This window comes from Vibrio sp. KUL78, from assembly GCF_059725505.1.
In genome coordinates this window covers 2439900-2456346 of the sequence record NZ_AP045837.1, presented here as the reverse complement: position 1 = coordinate 2456346, position 16447 = coordinate 2439900, and the positions used below count along the sequence as shown (strand labels likewise).

The following is a 16447-nucleotide window of genomic DNA, read 5'->3' as shown; positions in this document are numbered from 1 at the left end:
GCTATCTATATCTCGATGGCTATAGACAAGATGCATTGCTAATGAAACAGTCAAAGTCGGGCATGCTACAGAATTGTACCGAGAAGTTCAATATTGAAAGAAAATGTGACGGAAATTTCTGTAGATAAAAATAAGGGCTGCAATATAGCAGCCCTTATCGTTTAGTTAGTCTAACTGACTAGCAATTAGTAGTTAGGTTTTGTCATCGCCGCTGATGCAGCATTTGTAGCGACTTGGCTACCAGCACCTTTCTGCTGGTAACGTTCAGTTTTTACCGGTGCAGCGTTAATGATGATTTCACCCAGCTCTTGCTTGCCTTCTGCTTTCGCCATTGGCGCACTAGCATGACCTTTGTAGCTTGCTTTTGCAGTGACTTCTGTTTCAGCTGACTTAGCTTCGACTGGAGCTTGCTCTTGTGCTTTCGGCGCTTCAGCAACAACCTCTACGACTTCTTCTGAAACGTTAGCGTCAGACGTCGCCGTAGATTCAGTTACTGGTGCGTCAGCGACAGGAGCCTCAACCGTTGGCTCAACAACTGGAGTTTCAACAACTGGAGTTTCAACGGCTTTAGGTGCTTCGGTAACCATCGGCGTCTCAACGACTTCAGCTGCAACTTCTGGCGTCACGACTGGCTCTGGTTTACGCATAACAATGACTTTACCCATTGCCATCTCTGGCATCGCCATACCAGTTACGTTGACAGTAACTTCCTTCACTTCCGCTTCAGGTTTTGTTTTTGCCTTAGGCTTGGTAATACCGTAGCTTGGCATCACTTTACCCATTGCCATTTCTGGTGAAGCAACGCCACCTTTGCGAAGACGGAATGGGTTAGGGCGGCGATCACGACCACGACGACGACGTTGACCACTTGCACGTAGGTGACGTGGAGAACGACGGTTGCGACGCTGCTTACCTTCCTCTTTTGCCCCAGCTTCGTTAGACGCTTCTGGCGCTTGTGGTTTTTCAACAGGCGCTTGAGTTACAGCTGCGACATTTTGTTGCTCTGCGAGCTCTTCCTGTTTGGCATTTTGGTCTTTAACGCGAACTTGCTTAGTCAGTTTGCGACGTTGACGACGCTCTTTAACTTTGGCAGTTTTCTCTTCTGAGCGCTTATCTTCTGAACGAGGGCTCTTCTTCTCTGCTTGTACGTCAGCAGCGATTTGCTTACCTTGCTCTTCTACCTTCGATTTGTTAGCAGCTTCATCTCGCTTCTTATTACGACGGTCTTGCTGCTTGTTACGACGGTTCTGAGATTTGCGTGGCTCTAGTTGAGCGTTGCTTTGCGTCTCTTTCTCTTCATCGCGGTCACGGTTAGGCTTGTTACGACGATTCTTGTTGCGATCGTTGTCACGAGACTCTTTGTTGTTGCGACGGCGTTGATCGTTGTTGCGGTTACGGCGCGAACGATTGTTGCGGTTTTTGTTTGTTTCTTCTTTCTTCTCTGGCTCTTTCTTCTCTGCTTCAGGTGAAGCGAATAGAGAACCGATTGCAGAAAGAATACGAGAGAATAGGCCCGGCTTCTCAGCTTTAGGCTCAGCAGCTGGTTTCTTCTCAGGCGCTTTTGGCGCTGGTGTTGGCGCAGTTTGCGTTGGAGTTGCAAAGCCTTGAAGGGCTGGTTGCTCAACCTTACGCGGCTTCACTTCTGATTCACCCGCTTCTTTAGCTTCAGCTTCACGCAGCGCTTCTAGCTTCTTAGGTAGCAGGTAAGACAGGAGATCTTGCTCTTCGCCTTCACGTACACGGATAACCTCAAAATGCGGCGTTTCCATGTCTGAATCTGGAACGATGGTGATCTTCACTTCTTGAACGCGCTCAATATGGTTGATCGAGCGACGTTTTTCGTTCAATAGGTAAGAAGCGATAGGCACAGGAACAATCGCTAAAGCCTGCGATGTGTTGTCTTTTAGTGCTTCTTCTTCGATCAAACGAAGTACAGAAAGTGCGAGAGATTCGTTATCACGTACAACACCAGTACCACTACAACGTGGACAGATGTGGTGGCTTGCTTCTGCAAGAGACGGGCTCAAGCGTTGGCGAGACATCTCAAGAAGACCGAAGCGAGAAATACGACCGATTTGTACGCGAGCACGGTCGATACGAACCGCTTCTCTCAGACGGTTTTCAACTTCACGTTGGTGACGAACTGGCGTCATATCAATAAAGTCGATAACAACCAAACCACCAAGGTCACGAAGACGCAATTGACGAGCAATCTCATCTGCCGCTTCTAAGTTAGTGTTGAGAGCTGTCTCTTCGATATCACTACCTTTTGTTGCACGTGCAGAGTTGATATCGATAGAGGTAAGCGCCTCTGTTGGGTCGATAACAATAGAGCCACCAGAAGGTAGGCGAACTTCACGTTGGAAGGCAGATTCGATCTGGCTTTCGATTTGGTAGTGACTAAATAGCGGTACTTCGTTGTCGTACTTCTTAACGCGGTTTACGAAGTCTGGGCGTACCAATTGAATATGTTGGCGCGCGCGCTCGTAAATCGTGTTGCTATCAATAAGGATTTCACCTATGTCGCGACGTAGATAGTCACGCAGTGCGCGGACGATAACGTTACTTTCTTGGTGAATTAGGAACGGAGCAGGGTTTTGGTCCGCTGCGCCCTTAATATTTTCCCAGTTGTTTAGAAGGAAACGTAAATCCCACTCGAGCTCTTCGGCACTCTTACCTACGCCTGCAGTACGGACGATTAGACCCATACCTTGAGGTAGTTCAAGTGTGCTCAGTGCTGCTTTAAGTTCAGTGCGCTCTTCACCTTCGATACGACGAGAAATACCGCCAGCACGAGGGTTGTTAGGCATAAGAACTAAGTAGCTACCTGCTAGAGAGATATACGTTGTCAGTGCAGCACCTTTGCTACCACGCTCCTCTTTTTCAACTTGCACGATAACTTCCTGGCCTTCGCTCAAGACATCTTTGATGCTTGGACGACCTTGGTAGGTGTAACCTTGTGGGAAGTATTCTTTTGCAATTTCTTTAAGAGGGAGGAAACCGTGGCGTTCGGCACCGTAGTCAACGAATGCGGCCTCTAGGCTAGGCTCAACTCGAGTGATACGTCCTTTGTAGATATTTGCTTTCTTTGACTCATGGCCAGGGCTTTCGATATCAAGATCGAACAGTTTCTGACCGTCAACCAAAGCAACACGCAACTCTTCTTTTTGAGTTGCGTTGATTAACATTCTTTTCATTACAGAAATTCTCGTTGTATTTTCTTTGTTTTCATCATTGCTCTTGTCACAGGTTTCGTAACTCGCGGTGCCTGATCCCATGGCTTTATTTAATGCAGCCTCCCGGCTGGAAGGGATGCTCGTGGGCACTACAGTCATCACACAGGACTGAGGCTGTGTGATCCGCGTCTGTGGCGGCATTACTCAAACACGAGTACGTGAGTAGGTGACAAGGAAGGCCTAGCTATCAACGTCTTATGCCAGTTGCTGCGTTTCAATACTAAGCGGTCTACTCAACATTTAATTGCTCAAAGATAATAGCGACAAATAGAAAATCGAATCTAATTATCCATTGCAGCTGTGAACTATAGCAGCGCAACCAAATATCAGCAATCAGCTTTAGTCTAAACCACAGAAAAAAACCAAGCTTTTATCGTGTCTGTACGGATAATGTACTGATTTAAATAGGCAAAAATGTGGACGGGGGAAACCTCGTCCTTGGGTGGTTAAAAACTATCCACAACTTGTACAAAAGGTTACATTCCGACAACTTTGACAGGTTTTCTCTACCAAACCTTAGGCAATCAACATTTAGAAAGCGTTCTTTTCTTGAGAGTTTGAGTGTTATAATGACGAAATGAGTGAAATAAGAACAAAAGTCCAATTCGTCGACATCGATGACGATATGGCTGGCCAGCGCATAGATAATTTTCTGCGTAACCAACTAAAAAATATCCCAAAGAGTGTTGTGTACCGAATTGTGCGCAAGGGAGAAGTGCGCGTAAATAAAAAGCGTGTGAAGGCAGAGTATAAACTGCAAGCAGGCGATTTGGTTCGTATTCCGCCTGTAACACTCGAAGAGAAAGAGCCTGAAGCGCCGCTCAATACCAATCTTAACAAGGTGGCGGAGCTTGAATCCCAAATCATCTATGAAGACGATCACATGTTGGTATTGAACAAGCCATCAGGGTTAGCCGTGCATGGCGGGAGTGGCCTTAAGTTTGGTGCTATTGAAGCACTGCGTGCGCTAAGACCGCAAGCTCGCTTTCTTGAGTTGGTGCATCGCATAGACAGAGATACCTCTGGTATTCTCCTAGTCGCGAAAAAGCGCTCTGCGCTTCGTCACCTGCAAGCCCAATTCCGTGAGAAGACGGTTCAGAAATACTACTATGCGTTGGTGATGGGCAAATGGAAGCCGAGCTGTAAGGTGGTGAAGGCGCCACTTCTGAAAAATGAAGTGAACAGTATTGTTAGAGTGAACCCGAACGGAAAAGCATCGGAAACTCGTTTCAAAGTTCTTGCGTCTTACGAGCAAGCAACCTTGATTCAGGCAAGCCCTATCACCGGTCGAACGCATCAGATTCGCGTCCACACGCAATATACTGGACACCCGATAGCTTGGGATGATCGATACGGGGACCGTCGATTTGATGCGTATACCGCAAAGGTAGGTCTCGATCGACTCTTCTTACACGCTGCAAATATCATCTTCATGCATCCAGGCAAAGAAGAAAAAATGGAAATCCACGCTGAGATGGAACCTAAGCTACAACGCGCTCTGGATAAGCTGAAAACGATGCAATGATTTTCGGTGATGCGATTTGTAGAAAAGCGAAGCTCTTTACAGCTTCGCTTTTTTGTTAATGGTCAGCCAACGCTTAGGCAAGCGGGGAGATTCCGTGCTTTTCTAGCATGGTGATCAAATCGATCAGAGGCAGTCCGACTAGGTGTTTGGATCCTTGCCATTTAACGCACTAAATAAAGTGATACCAAACCCTTCACTTTTAAAGCTGCCAGCGCAGTAGAAGGGTTGCTCAATATCGACATAACGCTCGATCTGCTTTTGTGTTAGGTTTCTGAAGCTGACATCGAATGTGTCGACTGTGACGTCTGAGGTGCCGGTTTCGGTATTGTAGACGGCAAGACCCGTATAAAAACGAATGGTTTTACCGCTCTGTTGAGAGAGTTGATTTACGGCATTTTCTCTGTTGAGCGGTTTACCGATAATCTGGCCATCGATGACGCACACTTGATCGCTTCCAATAACGATAGCATCGGGCTCCGCACTGAGAGCTTGCGCTTTTTCAAGTGCAAGACGCTGTACTAACTGCTCTGCAGACTCGCTTGAGTGGGCTTTTTCATCTACATTGGGTGCCTTCGCTTCAAACTCTAGTGCCAATTTGCTCAAAAGCTCAGCACGGAAGGGAGAAGTGGACGCTAAAATGAGTCTTGTGGATTTCATTTTGGGCTCAGTTTTCTTATCATAATTGCAGTTTCTGGACATATTGTTAGATTCTTAATCTGTAGGCAAAAAAAGTACAACTTTTTCGCCTTTTTCTTTGACTAAATCCGTTTTGGAAGATAATATTCGCGCCCTATGCAAAAGGTAAAAATACCGCGAACTGTTGACCCGGGTAAGACGGCACAGAAGAGACTCGACTACGATGGCATCATCCAAGTCAGCCTTTTCAAGCGTCTGAGCGAGTCAGTTAGTAGCGTAAAACGCGATGCTGAAGTGACATTGTCCTTTGGGCATGATGAACAGCGACTCGTTGTTATCTCTGGTAAAGCTAACATCGAAGTTGATTTGGAATGTCAGCGTTGTAATGAGATTTTCACACACCTGTGTGAAGTTCAATTCACTTATACTCCTTATTACAGTGAGAAGAGTGAAGAGGACGCACCGGAAGATTACGATTTGGTAGATCTTAATGAGTACGGTGAGGTCGATCTCATACAATTAGTTGAAGACGAGTTCATCTTAAACCTGCCTCAAGTCGCAATGCACGATATAGCAGACTGTAGCGTTGACTCAAACAACATGGTGTTTGGAGATATTCCGGAAGAGGTTCCAGAAGATAAGCCAAATCCATTTGATGTTTTAAAGAGCTTAAAGCGTGAGTAACAGAGTTACTGACGTTTAAATTACTAACATAGGAGTAGGGTCCATGGCCGTACAAAAAAGCAAGAAGTCACGTTCTATGCGTGGCATGCGTCGTTCACATGATGCGCTAACTTCAGCTGCACTATCTGTAGACGCAACTTCAGGTGAAACTCACCTACGTCACAACGTGACTGCTGACGGTTACTACCGTGGCAAAAAGGTTATCAACAAGTAAGGTTGACCTTTGCATAATATAACCGTTGCACTTGATGCAATGGGCGGGGACTTCGGTCCTTCCGTAACAGTGCCTGCCGCCGTGCAGGCACTGTCGCTTTTCCCAGAGCTAAAAGTGGTGCTTGTTGGCGACGAGCCGTCAATAAACACGCAACTCAAACATCTAGGTTACCAAAACAGTAACCGTCTTACGGTCATGCATAGTGACCGAGTCATTTCGAATTCCGAAAAGCCTTCCTTCGCCCTCAGAAACAGTCAAGATACTTCTATGCGTATAGCGATTGATCTAGTTGAATCCGAGCAAGCTGACGCGTGCTTAAGCGGCGGTAATACCGGTGCGCTAATGGCACTATCAAGATTCCGTCTTAAGCTCCTCCCTGGCATAGATAGACCTGCGTTAGTTTCCGCTCTACCTACTGCACAAGGCAGAAAAACCTGGATGCTAGATCTTGGCGCAAATGCGTCTGTCGATGCCGATTCTCTATTTCAGTTTGCTGTAATGGGAAGCGCACTTGCTGAGCAACATCTTGGACGAAGCCCTAGAGTCGCAATATTGAATATCGGTGCAGAAGAAATAAAAGGTAACGATCTCGTCAAACGTTGCTCAGAAATGCTGACACAATGCCGATCTATTAACTATATTGGATTCGTTGAAGGAAATGAGTTACTCAGCGACAGCGCAGATGTCATTGTCTGCGATGGCTTTGTTGGTAACACAACATTGAAAGCTTGCGAAGGAACTGCGCAATTTATTATCAACAAACTTAAAGCCAAATTATCCACCTCTACATTCAAGGGATGGCTGGCTAGATTGCTGTTTTCTGATGTATTAAACGAAGTTAAAGCACTGAACCCCGACCAGTATAACGGGGCAAGTTTGTTAGGATTGCGCGGCATTGTCATAAAAAGCCACGGAAGTGCTGATGTTTCAGCGCTTGTTAATGCGATAGGCGAAGCGGTTCACGAGGTTAAACGCCAAGTGCCAAACCAAATAAGCGATCGTCTAGAAGCAGTGTTACTCGAGAGGCAGTATTAGTCTTCATGTATAGCAAAATTTTAGGTACAGGCAGCTACCTGCCGTCTCAGATCCGCACCAATGCAGATCTAGAGAAAATGGTAGATACGACAGATGAATGGATCGTCACTCGTACAGGTATTAAAGAACGTAGAATCGCTGCAGAGGACGAAACCGTTGCAGACATGGGCTACGAAGCTTCCCTGAAAGCCATTGAGATGGCGGGCATCGATAAGAATGATATCGATCTAATTATTGTTGCAACAACAAGTAGTAGCCACGCTTTTCCTTCGTCTGCTTGTCAAGTTCAAGCAAAACTTGGCATTCAAGGTTGCCCTGCTTTTGATATGGCTGCAGCATGTACAGGTTTTGTATATGCACTTTCGGTTGCTGATCAACATATCCGCTCAGGAATGTGTAAAAACGTATTGGTGATTGGCTCCGATTGTCTATCTAAAACGGTCGAAGAGATTGATCGCTCAACCATCATTCTATTCGGCGATGCAGCCGGTGCTGTGGTTCTGGGCGCTAGTGAAGAGCCAGGCATCATTTCGACGCATTTATATGCAGATGGTCGTTTTGGCGATCTTCTAAGTCTTGAAATGCCAGTACGTGGCGGCGAACTCGATAAGTGGTTAAACATGTCGGGTAACGAAGTATTCAAAGTGGCTGTTACTCAGCTCTCGAAACTAGTTAAAGATACACTAAGCGCGAACGATATGAGCAAAGAGGACCTCGATTGGTTGGTTCCTCACCAAGCGAACTATCGCATCATTTCGGCGACCGCGAAAAAATTAGGTATGTCGATGGATCAGGTCGTTCTAACACTTGATCGCCACGGCAATACTTCGGCAGCAACCGTACCAACGGCCTTAGATGAGGCGGTTCGCGATGGTCGCATTAAGCGTGGACAAAACCTTCTATTAGAAGCGTTTGGTGGTGGTTTTACCTGGGGTTCAGCGCTAGTTCGCTTCTAACCTCACGAACACCGAGCGATATAAAAGTCATAGATTGCGTTGTTTAAGGAAATAACGATGAGTAATTTTGCAATCGTGTTCCCAGGTCAGGGTTCACAAACAGTTGGCATGCTAGCAGAGCTAGGCGAGCAACATGAGATCGTAAAAGCGACATTTGCAGAAGCATCTGAAGCACTTGGTTACGACCTATGGGCATTGGTTCAAAACGGCCCAGCTGAAGATTTAAATCAAACACATCGCACGCAGCCTGCGCTATTAGCTTCTTCTGTAGCTATTTGGCGTGTATGGCAAGAGCAGGGTCTTGCACAGCCTAAACTCGTAGCGGGTCACAGCCTAGGTGAGTATTCAGCGCTAGTGTGTGCTGGTGTCATTGACTTCAAAGAAGCAATCAAACTTGTTGAACTTCGCGGTCAATTGATGCAAGAAGCCGTTCCTGCTGGCGTTGGCGCGATGTATGCCATCATCGGTCTAGATGATGAGTCGATTGCTAAAGCATGTGAAGAAGCCGCCCAAGGTGAAGTGGTTTCCCCAGTGAACTTTAACTCTCCAGGTCAGGTTGTTATTGCGGGTAACAAAGCAGCTGTAGAGCGAGCTGGCGCACTATGTAAAGAAGCGGGTGCTAAACGCGCGCTACCATTGCCAGTGTCGGTACCTTCTCACTGTGCGCTGATGAAACCAGCAGCAGAAAAGCTCGCGGTTGCGCTTGAAGCGATTGAATTCAACGCACCTTCGGTTCCTGTCATCAACAACGTTGATGTTGAAACAGAAACCGACCCAGCAAAAATTAAAGACGCGCTAGTTCGCCAGCTTCACAGCCCAGTTCGTTGGACTGAAGGCGTTGAGAAAATGAGCGAGCAAGGTGTTGAGAAACTGTTGGAACTTGGTCCAGGTAAAGTGTTAACTGGCCTAACAAAACGCATTGTTAAGACATTGAGTGCGGCTGCGGTAAATGACGCTGCGTCACTCGAAGCTGCAAAATAATAAGGAATCCAATAATGATGAACCTTGAAGGCAAGATTGCCTTAGTAACAGGTGCAAGCCGTGGTATTGGTCGCTCAATTGCTGAGCTACTAGTAGAGCGCGGTGCAACAGTAATTGGTACGGCGACATCAGATAACGGTGCAGCTGCTATCAGCGAGTACTTAGGTGAAAATGGCAAAGGCCTAGCGCTAAACGTGACAGATACTGACTCGATCGAAGCTGTTCTTAAGCAAATCAACGATGAATTTGGCGCGATCGACATTCTTGTTAACAACGCTGGTATCACTCGCGATAACCTATTAATGCGTATGAAGGACGATGAGTGGACAGATATCATGGACACTAACCTAACGTCTATCTTCCGCCTATCTAAAGCTGTGTTGCGCGGTATGATGAAGAAGCGTCAGGGTCGCATCATCAACGTGGGTTCTGTCGTTGGTACTATGGGTAACGCTGGTCAAACGAACTATGCTGCTGCAAAAGCAGGCGTAATCGGTTTCACCAAGTCTATGGCTCGTGAAGTTGCTTCACGCGGTGTGACCGTGAACACAGTTGCACCAGGTTTTATCGAAACAGATATGACAAAAGCACTGAATGATGAGCAACGAGCTGCTACACTAGCCAACGTGCCTGCTGGTCGTTTAGGTGACCCACGTGAAATCGCTTCAGCTGTTGCATTTCTTGCATCGCCAGAAGCGGCATACATCACAGGTGAAACACTTCACGTAAATGGTGGCATGTACATGGTTTGATCTGTGCAACATTTGTGCATGATTTAAGTCAAAAATGTACTGAATTTCGGTTAAATTCGCTAAAATTGTGGTTTGACCAGCAAGGACCCCCTTGCAACTTTCAACAGTTCGAATAAACTACGGAAACATCGCATAGAGCGAAATCTGTAAAGGAAAATTAAAATGAGCAACATCGAAGAACGCGTAAAGAAAATCATTGTTGAACAGCTAGGTGTGGACGAAGCAGAAGTTAAAAACGAAGCTTCTTTCGTTGACGATCTAGGTGCTGACTCTCTAGACACAGTTGAGCTAGTAATGGCTCTAGAAGAGGAATTCGACACTGAGATTCCTGATGAAGAAGCTGAGAAGATCACTACTGTTCAAGCTGCTATCGACTACGTAAACAGCGCTCAGTAATATCTCTTTCTAGGCGGCCTCCTTGGCCGCCTGTGTTTTTTTAAAACGTCTTCTATCCTTTCATATAGAATCATAAATATCCCGGAGAAAAAATCGTGTCCAAGCGTCGTGTTGTTGTCACTGGCATGGGTATGTTGTCGCCGGTAGGCAACAGCGTAGAATCTTCATGGAAAGCCCTTCTTGAAGGCAAGAGTGGTATCGTAAATATTGAACATTTCGATACAACCGATTTCTCTACTCGTTTCGCTGGCTTAGTTAAAGACTTTGACGGTAGTGAATACGTGTCTAAAAAAGATGCTAAGAAAATGGATTTGTTTATCCAGTACGGCATCGTAGCAGGTATGCACGCACTCAAAGACTCTGGTCTTGAAGTCACTCCAGAAAACCAACACCGTGTAGGTGTGGCTATCGGTTCTGGTATTGGTGGCCTTGACCTAATTGAAGCGGGACATCAAGCGTTGGTATCGAAAGGCCCTCGTCGTGTAAGTCCTTTCTTTGTCCCTTCGACTATTGTAAACATGGTTGCTGGTCAACTTTCTATTCTTGCTGGATTACGTGGTCCTAACATTGCTATCTCTACAGCATGTACAACAGGCCTACATAACATCGGCCACGCTGCTCGTATGATCGCTTATGGTGATGCAGAAGCAATGGTTGCTGGTGGTTCTGAAAAAGCATCTACACCACTCGGCATGGCGGGCTTTGGCGCAGCGAAGGCGCTATCAACTCGCAATGATGAGCCTCAAAAAGCATCTCGTCCATGGGATGTTGATCGTGACGGCTTCGTGCTGGGTGATGGTGCAGGTATGTTGGTACTAGAAGAGTACGAACACGCAAAAGCCCGTGGCGCTAAAATCTACGCAGAGCTTGTTGGTTTCGGTATGAGCGGTGACGCTTACCACATGACGTCTCCAAGCGAAGATGGCTCTGGTGGCGCACTTGCAATGGAAGCCGCACTACGTGACGCTGGTATCACTGGCGAACAGATTGGTTATGTTAACGCACACGGTACATCAACTCCTGCGGGTGATGTGGCGGAAATCAAGGGCATTAAACGTGCACTTGGTGAGGAAGGCGCGAAGAAAGTATTGGTTTCTTCTACCAAGTCTATGACAGGTCACCTACTGGGTGCTGCAGGCTCGGCTGAAGCTATCATTACCATCATGTCTTTGGTTGACCAAATTGTTCCACCAACGATTAACCTAGATAACCCTGATCCTGAATGTGATGTTGACTTAGTGCCATTTACCGCACGTAAAGTGGATATGGAATATGCACTTTGTAACTCATTCGGTTTTGGTGGTACTAACGGTTCGCTTATCTTCAAGAAGATGTAAACCGCGATAATCGCATAAGAGACTTGTATTCGAACGGCTTGATGCTTAGCATTGAGCCGTTTTGTTATTTAAAGGAATCAACATGTTTTGGCGAAATGGCCAGAAGATTGACCATGTTGCGGTCACGGATAGAAGTTTTCAATACGGTGACGGTTGCTTTACAACCATATTGACGCGATATGGCAAACTTCAGTTGTGGGAACGTCACGTCACTCGTATGGAAAAGGCGCTGATGTGTCTTAAGATCGCGCCGGTAGACTGGCATGCTCTGCGGTTGGAGATCGAGTCACATGTGTCTGATGCAAGTGAAGCTGGCATAAAACTGCATGTAAGTCGCGGCCAAGGTGGTCGCGGTTACAGTACTAAGGTAACTAAAGGTCCTTTTGTTACCGTAAGTAGCTTCGATTTTCCGTCGAACTACCATGAAATTCGTGAAAATGGCTTAGAAGTATCAATCTCAGATGTACGACTTGGGCATAATCCTTTGCTGGCTGGACTCAAGCACAATAATAGACTGGAACAGATCTTAGCTAAGGAAAATGTTGAATCTAGTGGTCATCTTGATGGCATTGTGCTCGACTTTAACGGCAAAGTGATTGAAACCACTATGGCTAACGTATTCTGGGTGAACAACAATCAAGTGTTTACACCAGACCTTAGTGTTGCCGGAGTTGCTGGTGTCATGCGTGAAGTCGTGATTGAGGAGCTGACGTTACTGGGCATTAGCGTTAACGTTGGGCACTTCGACCTTGAAGATCTCTTTGCGGCCGAAGAAGTTTTCGTTACCAATTGTATTCTGGGGGTTGCACCCATCACTAAAATTAGGGAAGTTGGTCTGTCTATCGGCCCAATAACAAAACAGATTCAGGAGAAATTAAGTCTGTGCTAAAGAAGTTTTTATTGCTCGTCATCATACTTGCTGCAGTAGCAGTAGGCGGCTTTGTTCATGTTAAAAATAGCGTGCAGGATTTTGTTAACCAGCCTATGAACCTTGAAGAGCCAACACTGATTACCGTAGAGCGCGGCAACAGTCTCAATACGCTAATGGCGACATTTGAGGGTAATCAATGGATTGAGCCTACGCCATTTGCCGAATTAGTTCGTCGATTCCATCCAGAGCTCACGCAAATTAAGGTTGGAACATTCGAACTGAAGCCGACTATGACGTTTAAAGAGGCGATTGACGCGGTTATCGAGGGCAAAGAGTTCCAACTTGCGATTACCTTCATTGAAGGCTCTACCTTTAAAGAATGGCGTGAACAGTTTGCTAATGCAGATTACCTAGAGCACAAAACGCTTGAAATGGACGAGAAAGCGATAGCGCAAGAGCTCGGCATCGAGCACGAACGCTTAGAAGGGCTCTTCCTTGCAGAAACCTATCATTACTCTGTGGGTGATAGTGACCTTGATATTTTAAAGCGCGCTAACAGAAAGTTAAACAAGGTACTCTCGGAAAGTTGGGAGCAGCGACAAGATAAGCTTCCACTAAAGAACGAGTACGAAGCCTTGATTTTGGCATCTATTATCGAGAAAGAGACCTCAGTACCATCAGAGCGCGAACGTGTGGCGTCTGTGTTCGTTAATCGCCTAAACATCGGTATGCGCCTGCAAACCGACCCAACGGTGATCTACGGCATGGGCGATAGATACGATGGCAACATTCGTAAGAAAGATCTTCGAGAAGCAACGCCATACAATACCTATGTCATTAATGGTTTACCACCAACGCCAATTGCAATGCCTGGTAAAGCATCTATCATGGCGTCAGTAAATCCGGAAGACAGCAACTATCTATATTTCGTGGCTAGCGGTACAGGTGGCCATGTCTTTTCAAAGAATTTAAGAGACCACAACCGCGCGGTCCAACAGTATCTAAAACAATTAAGAAGTCGAAAATGAACCAAGGCAAATTTATCGTAATAGAGGGCCTAGAAGGCGCTGGTAAGAGTTCAGCAATCAGTGTGTTACGCTCTGAGTTAGAAGCAGCAGGCATTGATTCTATTGAGAATACTCGCGAGCCTGGTGGCACAGCCTTGGCTGAAAAATTGCGTGCCTTGGTAAAAGAAGAGCAAGAAGGGGAGATTCTTCAAGATCGCTCTGAGCTACTGCTGATTTATGCAGCTCGTATTCAATTGCTAGAAACCGTGATCAAGCCTGCTCTTGAGTCTGGCTCTTGGGTTATTGGTGATCGACATGATCTCTCTTCTCAAGCCTACCAAGGCGGTGGTCGTCAAATCGATAAGCATATTATGTCTTCGCTTAAAGAGATCGCACTTGGCGACTTTAAACCAGACCTCACCCTGTATCTAGATCTTGACCCAAGACTCGGTCTTGAGCGAGCACGTGGTAGAGGTGAGCTAGATCGAATTGAGAAAATGGATATTTCATTTTTCGACCGCACCCGCGAACGCTACTTAGAATTGGCAAATTCGGATTCGAGCATTGTGATTATCGATGCAAGCCAAGATATGGAATCGGTTCAAGCGGACATTAGCCATGCTGTGCAAGCTTGGTTGGCCGCGCAGTAGGAGCAAGTATGCAGGACTATCCATGGCAGGCTGATCTGTGGCAAAAGCTCAAGGGGAACCTTGAGAGGCAGCATATTCCAGGAGCAATGCTGATCCAAGCTAAGATTGGCTTGGGACCCGAGGCTCTAGTCGAGCGATATGTCGCAGGTTTAATGTGTCAGAACGATGTCTCTGAGCCGTGCGGCTTTTGTCATGCTTGCAGCCTGATCGCTTCTGATTCTCACCCAGACGTTCACTTCGTTGAACCTGAAAAAGATAAAAAGAACCTTTCGGTTGAGCAAATTAGACAAGCGAATAAATGGGCTCTTGAGTCTTCTCAGTTTGGTGGATATCGATTGATTATCCTGCCTCAAGCCGAGCGCATGAATGTTTCCGCTGCCAATGCACTACTTAAGACTCTAGAGGAACCGCCTAGCAATTGTGTGTTCATCCTAACGACAGAACATGCCCAGCGTTTGCTGCCCACTATTCGCAGCCGATGTGAGGTTTGGCATCTTTCTGCTCCGTCTCAAGCTCAATCTGTTGACTGGGTCAGCGCACAATTAGGAAAGCGTATTTCTCTTCGAATTGCTTACCTATGTCAGTCTGAGCCTTTAGCGATAAAATCGTTCGTAGAACAGGGTAGAGAAAAGGAGTTAGATACACTGCTCTCGGCATTTCTAAGTGCTGTAACGAATCGTAATGCGGACGTAACGGCCTTTATGAATGTATTCTTGAAAAGTGACGTCACCTTTGATGAACAGCTTTCATGGTTGTGGTTGGTATTGGCTAGTGCTCAAAAGCAGTCCTTAGGTCTTGACCAAGGCGAGATGATTCCTGAAGCTGCTCAACTAGCATCGTTATATTCCTATCAGAGTTTGTTCAAGCAATCTGAATCCTTGGCAGAGCTCAAAAAGCAACTTAGCGAGTCTAGCGGGCTAAATGCCGAGTTACTCGTGACTAATTGGCTATACTCTTTCTTAACCGCTTAAATTAACGCTCACTATCCTCGGCATAGTTGTTCATTATTATGCCGAGAGCTTTCATTTGCTGAAGCCGAATCGGGCTGTCAGTCCCTTTAAATTCTTACGCACGAAGAAGACGTTATGTTTGTAGATTCCCATTGCCATCTCGATAAGCTGAACTATGAAGAGCTGCATGATGGCATCGAAGATGTACTTAAAAAAGCAAAAGCCGCCAAGGTTGATAAGCTTTTATCTGTCGGCGTTACGCTTGACTCATTTCAAAATATGATGGAGCTAATCAAGCCATACCCTGAAATCATGGCATCTTGTGGTGTGCATCCACTCGATGTAGAGAGTGCTTTTTCTTTGGAGCAGTTTAAGAAGTACGTTGCCAATGACAGGGTCGTTGCTGTTGGTGAAACGGGTTTAGACTACCACTATCAACCGGAAACGGCTGAGCTGCAAAAAAAGCGTTTTGAGCAGCAGGTTGAGGTGGCGGTGGATGTCAACAAACCGCTAATTATCCATACTAGAAACGCGCGTGAAGATACTTTATCCATTCTTAGTAATGGTAGAGCGGACCAGTGTGGAGGTGTGATCCACTGTTTTACCGAGGATCTGGCTTTTGCTGAAGCAGCCATGGATCTCGGGTTCTATATTTCCATTTCAGGCATTGTCACTTTCAGACAAGCCAAAGAGCTTAAAGAGGTCGTGAAACAATTACCGCTTGAAAGGCTCCTTATTGAAACAGACTCTCCTTATCTCGCACCAATCCCGCATCGTGGCAAAGAGAATCAACCGGCCTACGTAGTGGAGGTTGCTGCCTATATTGCTCAGCTAAAAGGGGTATCGCTTTCGGAAGTTGGAGAAAAAACCAGCAAAAACTATAAGGATCTTTTTTTGCGATAGGAAATAACAACTCAGATACAACCGATTAGAAAAGGCGCAGTTTGCGCTTTTTTTGTCGAAAAAATTTGAAAACATCAAATAAATTTAACGTTAACGAAATCTGTTGAGAAAAAAGAAGTGATTCAGCACAAACTGTAATTATGTTACGTAAAATAACTTAAGAGTGTATTTTATTCACCCCGTAAAATTAATTGATGTAATTATTTATTATCGATATATCAATTACTTACGCTCACTGAAAACCATTGCACAAGCCACGTTGAAACGTGATCCATGCGTAGTTTTGAAACTAAATTTCGTAAGTGTGTAGAAAC

Annotated in this window: 15 protein-coding genes and 1 pseudogene; 14 read left to right on the top strand and 2 right to left on the bottom strand. The window is 45.9% G+C overall.

What is annotated here, in order from left to right; translation table 11 throughout:
* Positions 1-185: 185 nt before the first annotated feature.
* Positions 186-3197 carry a ribonuclease E gene (rne, locus tag AC6I8Y_RS11400; protein WP_498020217.1) on the bottom strand — a complete coding sequence of 1004 codons (3012 nt, stop codon included), beginning with the start codon at positions 3195-3197 and terminating at the stop codon, positions 186-188.
* A 616-nt stretch (positions 3198-3813) separates the two neighbouring features.
* On the opposite strand from rne, the gene rluC reads away from it, so the two are divergent.
* Entirely contained in the window at positions 3814-4761 is a 948-nt protein-coding gene (gene rluC / locus AC6I8Y_RS11395; protein ID WP_498020216.1) for a 23S rRNA pseudouridine(955/2504/2580) synthase RluC, read from the top strand.
* A 73-nt stretch (positions 4762-4834) separates the two neighbouring features.
* Here the strand turns inward: rluC and AC6I8Y_RS11390 are convergent.
* Positions 4835-5418 (bottom strand): annotated as a pseudogene (locus tag AC6I8Y_RS11390) (Maf family protein).
* Between the two features lie 135 nt (positions 5419-5553).
* Here AC6I8Y_RS11390 and yceD point away from each other — a divergent pair.
* The 13 genes from yceD (at position 5554) to AC6I8Y_RS11325 (ending at position 16133) form a co-directional block, all read left to right on the top strand.
* Positions 5554-6081 (top strand): 23S rRNA accumulation protein YceD, encoded by a 528-nt coding sequence (gene yceD / locus AC6I8Y_RS11385; protein WP_042476749.1) that lies wholly within the window; start codon positions 5554-5556, stop codon positions 6079-6081.
* Between the two features lie 43 nt (positions 6082-6124).
* Positions 6125-6295, top strand: a complete 171-nt coding sequence (gene rpmF, locus AC6I8Y_RS11380; RefSeq protein ID WP_031493499.1) for a 50S ribosomal protein L32 — start codon at positions 6125-6127, stop codon at positions 6293-6295.
* A 9-nt stretch (positions 6296-6304) separates the two neighbouring features.
* Positions 6305-7330, top strand: a complete 1026-nt coding sequence (gene plsX, locus AC6I8Y_RS11375) for a phosphate acyltransferase PlsX (protein WP_498020214.1) — start codon at positions 6305-6307, stop codon at positions 7328-7330.
* Positions 7331-7335: 5 nt separating this feature from the next.
* Positions 7336-8286, top strand: coding sequence for a beta-ketoacyl-ACP synthase III (locus AC6I8Y_RS11370; protein ID WP_042476757.1), 951 nt, complete (start codon positions 7336-7338; stop codon positions 8284-8286).
* Positions 8287-8343: 57 nt separating this feature from the next.
* Complete coding sequence (gene fabD / locus AC6I8Y_RS11365) at positions 8344-9267, top strand: ACP S-malonyltransferase (protein ID WP_128648594.1); 924 nt, start codon at positions 8344-8346, stop codon at positions 9265-9267.
* A 17-nt stretch (positions 9268-9284) separates the two neighbouring features.
* Positions 9285-10019, top strand: a complete 735-nt coding sequence (gene fabG, locus AC6I8Y_RS11360; protein ID WP_234496057.1) for a 3-oxoacyl-ACP reductase FabG — start codon at positions 9285-9287, stop codon at positions 10017-10019.
* A gap of 162 nt (positions 10020-10181) precedes the next feature.
* A complete protein-coding gene (acpP, locus tag AC6I8Y_RS11355) occupies positions 10182-10415 on the top strand; it encodes an acyl carrier protein (protein ID WP_004406112.1) in 234 nt (77 codons plus the stop codon).
* Between the two features lie 95 nt (positions 10416-10510).
* Positions 10511-11752: a beta-ketoacyl-ACP synthase II gene (gene fabF / locus AC6I8Y_RS11350; RefSeq protein ID WP_042476763.1), complete on the top strand. Its 1242-nt coding sequence runs from the start codon at positions 10511-10513 to the stop codon at positions 11750-11752.
* 82 nt (positions 11753-11834) lie between these two features.
* Entirely contained in the window at positions 11835-12641 is an 807-nt protein-coding gene (gene pabC, locus AC6I8Y_RS11345; protein ID WP_394151673.1) for an aminodeoxychorismate lyase, read from the top strand.
* Positions 12635-13651, top strand: coding sequence for an endolytic transglycosylase MltG (mltG, locus tag AC6I8Y_RS11340; protein ID WP_498020212.1), 1017 nt, complete (start codon positions 12635-12637; stop codon positions 13649-13651). Before pabC ends, mltG begins: the two co-directional genes overlap by 7 nt.
* Positions 13648-14280, top strand: coding sequence for a dTMP kinase (tmk, locus tag AC6I8Y_RS11335; protein ID WP_394151669.1), 633 nt, complete (start codon positions 13648-13650; stop codon positions 14278-14280). The genes mltG and tmk overlap by 4 nt, the downstream gene beginning before the upstream one ends.
* 8 nt (positions 14281-14288) lie before the next feature.
* Positions 14289-15251 carry a DNA polymerase III subunit delta' gene (gene holB, locus AC6I8Y_RS11330; RefSeq protein ID WP_498020211.1) on the top strand — a complete coding sequence of 321 codons (963 nt, stop codon included), beginning with the start codon at positions 14289-14291 and terminating at the stop codon, positions 15249-15251.
* A 114-nt stretch (positions 15252-15365) separates the two neighbouring features.
* On the top strand, positions 15366-16133 hold the full coding sequence (locus AC6I8Y_RS11325; RefSeq protein WP_498020210.1) for a TatD family hydrolase: 768 nt from the start codon (positions 15366-15368) through the stop codon (positions 16131-16133).
* Positions 16134-16447 lie beyond the last annotated feature (314 nt).

Excerpts from the sequence above, each read along its gene's own strand:
- holB (WP_498020211.1), top strand. The coding sequence starts at position 14,289 with ATGCAGGACTATCCATGGCAGGCTGATCTGTGGCAAAAGCTCAAGGGG.
- rluC (WP_498020216.1), top strand. The coding sequence starts at position 3,814 with ATGAGTGAAATAAGAACAAAAGTCCAATTCGTCGACATCGATGACGAT.
- rpmF (WP_031493499.1), top strand. The coding sequence starts at position 6,125 with ATGGCCGTACAAAAAAGCAAGAAGTCACGTTCTATGCGTGGCATGCGT.
- yceD (WP_042476749.1), top strand. The coding sequence starts at position 5,554 with ATGCAAAAGGTAAAAATACCGCGAACTGTTGACCCGGGTAAGACGGCA.
- fabG (WP_234496057.1), top strand. The coding sequence starts at position 9,285 with ATGAACCTTGAAGGCAAGATTGCCTTAGTAACAGGTGCAAGCCGTGGT.
- fabD (WP_128648594.1), top strand. The coding sequence starts at position 8,344 with ATGAGTAATTTTGCAATCGTGTTCCCAGGTCAGGGTTCACAAACAGTT.
- tmk (WP_394151669.1), top strand. The coding sequence starts at position 13,648 with ATGAACCAAGGCAAATTTATCGTAATAGAGGGCCTAGAAGGCGCTGGT.
- AC6I8Y_RS11325 (WP_498020210.1), top strand. The coding sequence starts at position 15,366 with ATGTTTGTAGATTCCCATTGCCATCTCGATAAGCTGAACTATGAAGAG.
- AC6I8Y_RS11370 (WP_042476757.1), top strand. The coding sequence starts at position 7,336 with ATGTATAGCAAAATTTTAGGTACAGGCAGCTACCTGCCGTCTCAGATC.
- acpP (WP_004406112.1), top strand. The coding sequence starts at position 10,182 with ATGAGCAACATCGAAGAACGCGTAAAGAAAATCATTGTTGAACAGCTA.
- pabC (WP_394151673.1), top strand. The coding sequence starts at position 11,835 with ATGTTTTGGCGAAATGGCCAGAAGATTGACCATGTTGCGGTCACGGAT.
- rne (WP_498020217.1), bottom strand. The coding sequence starts at position 3,197 with ATGAAAAGAATGTTAATCAACGCAACTCAAAAAGAAGAGTTGCGTGTT.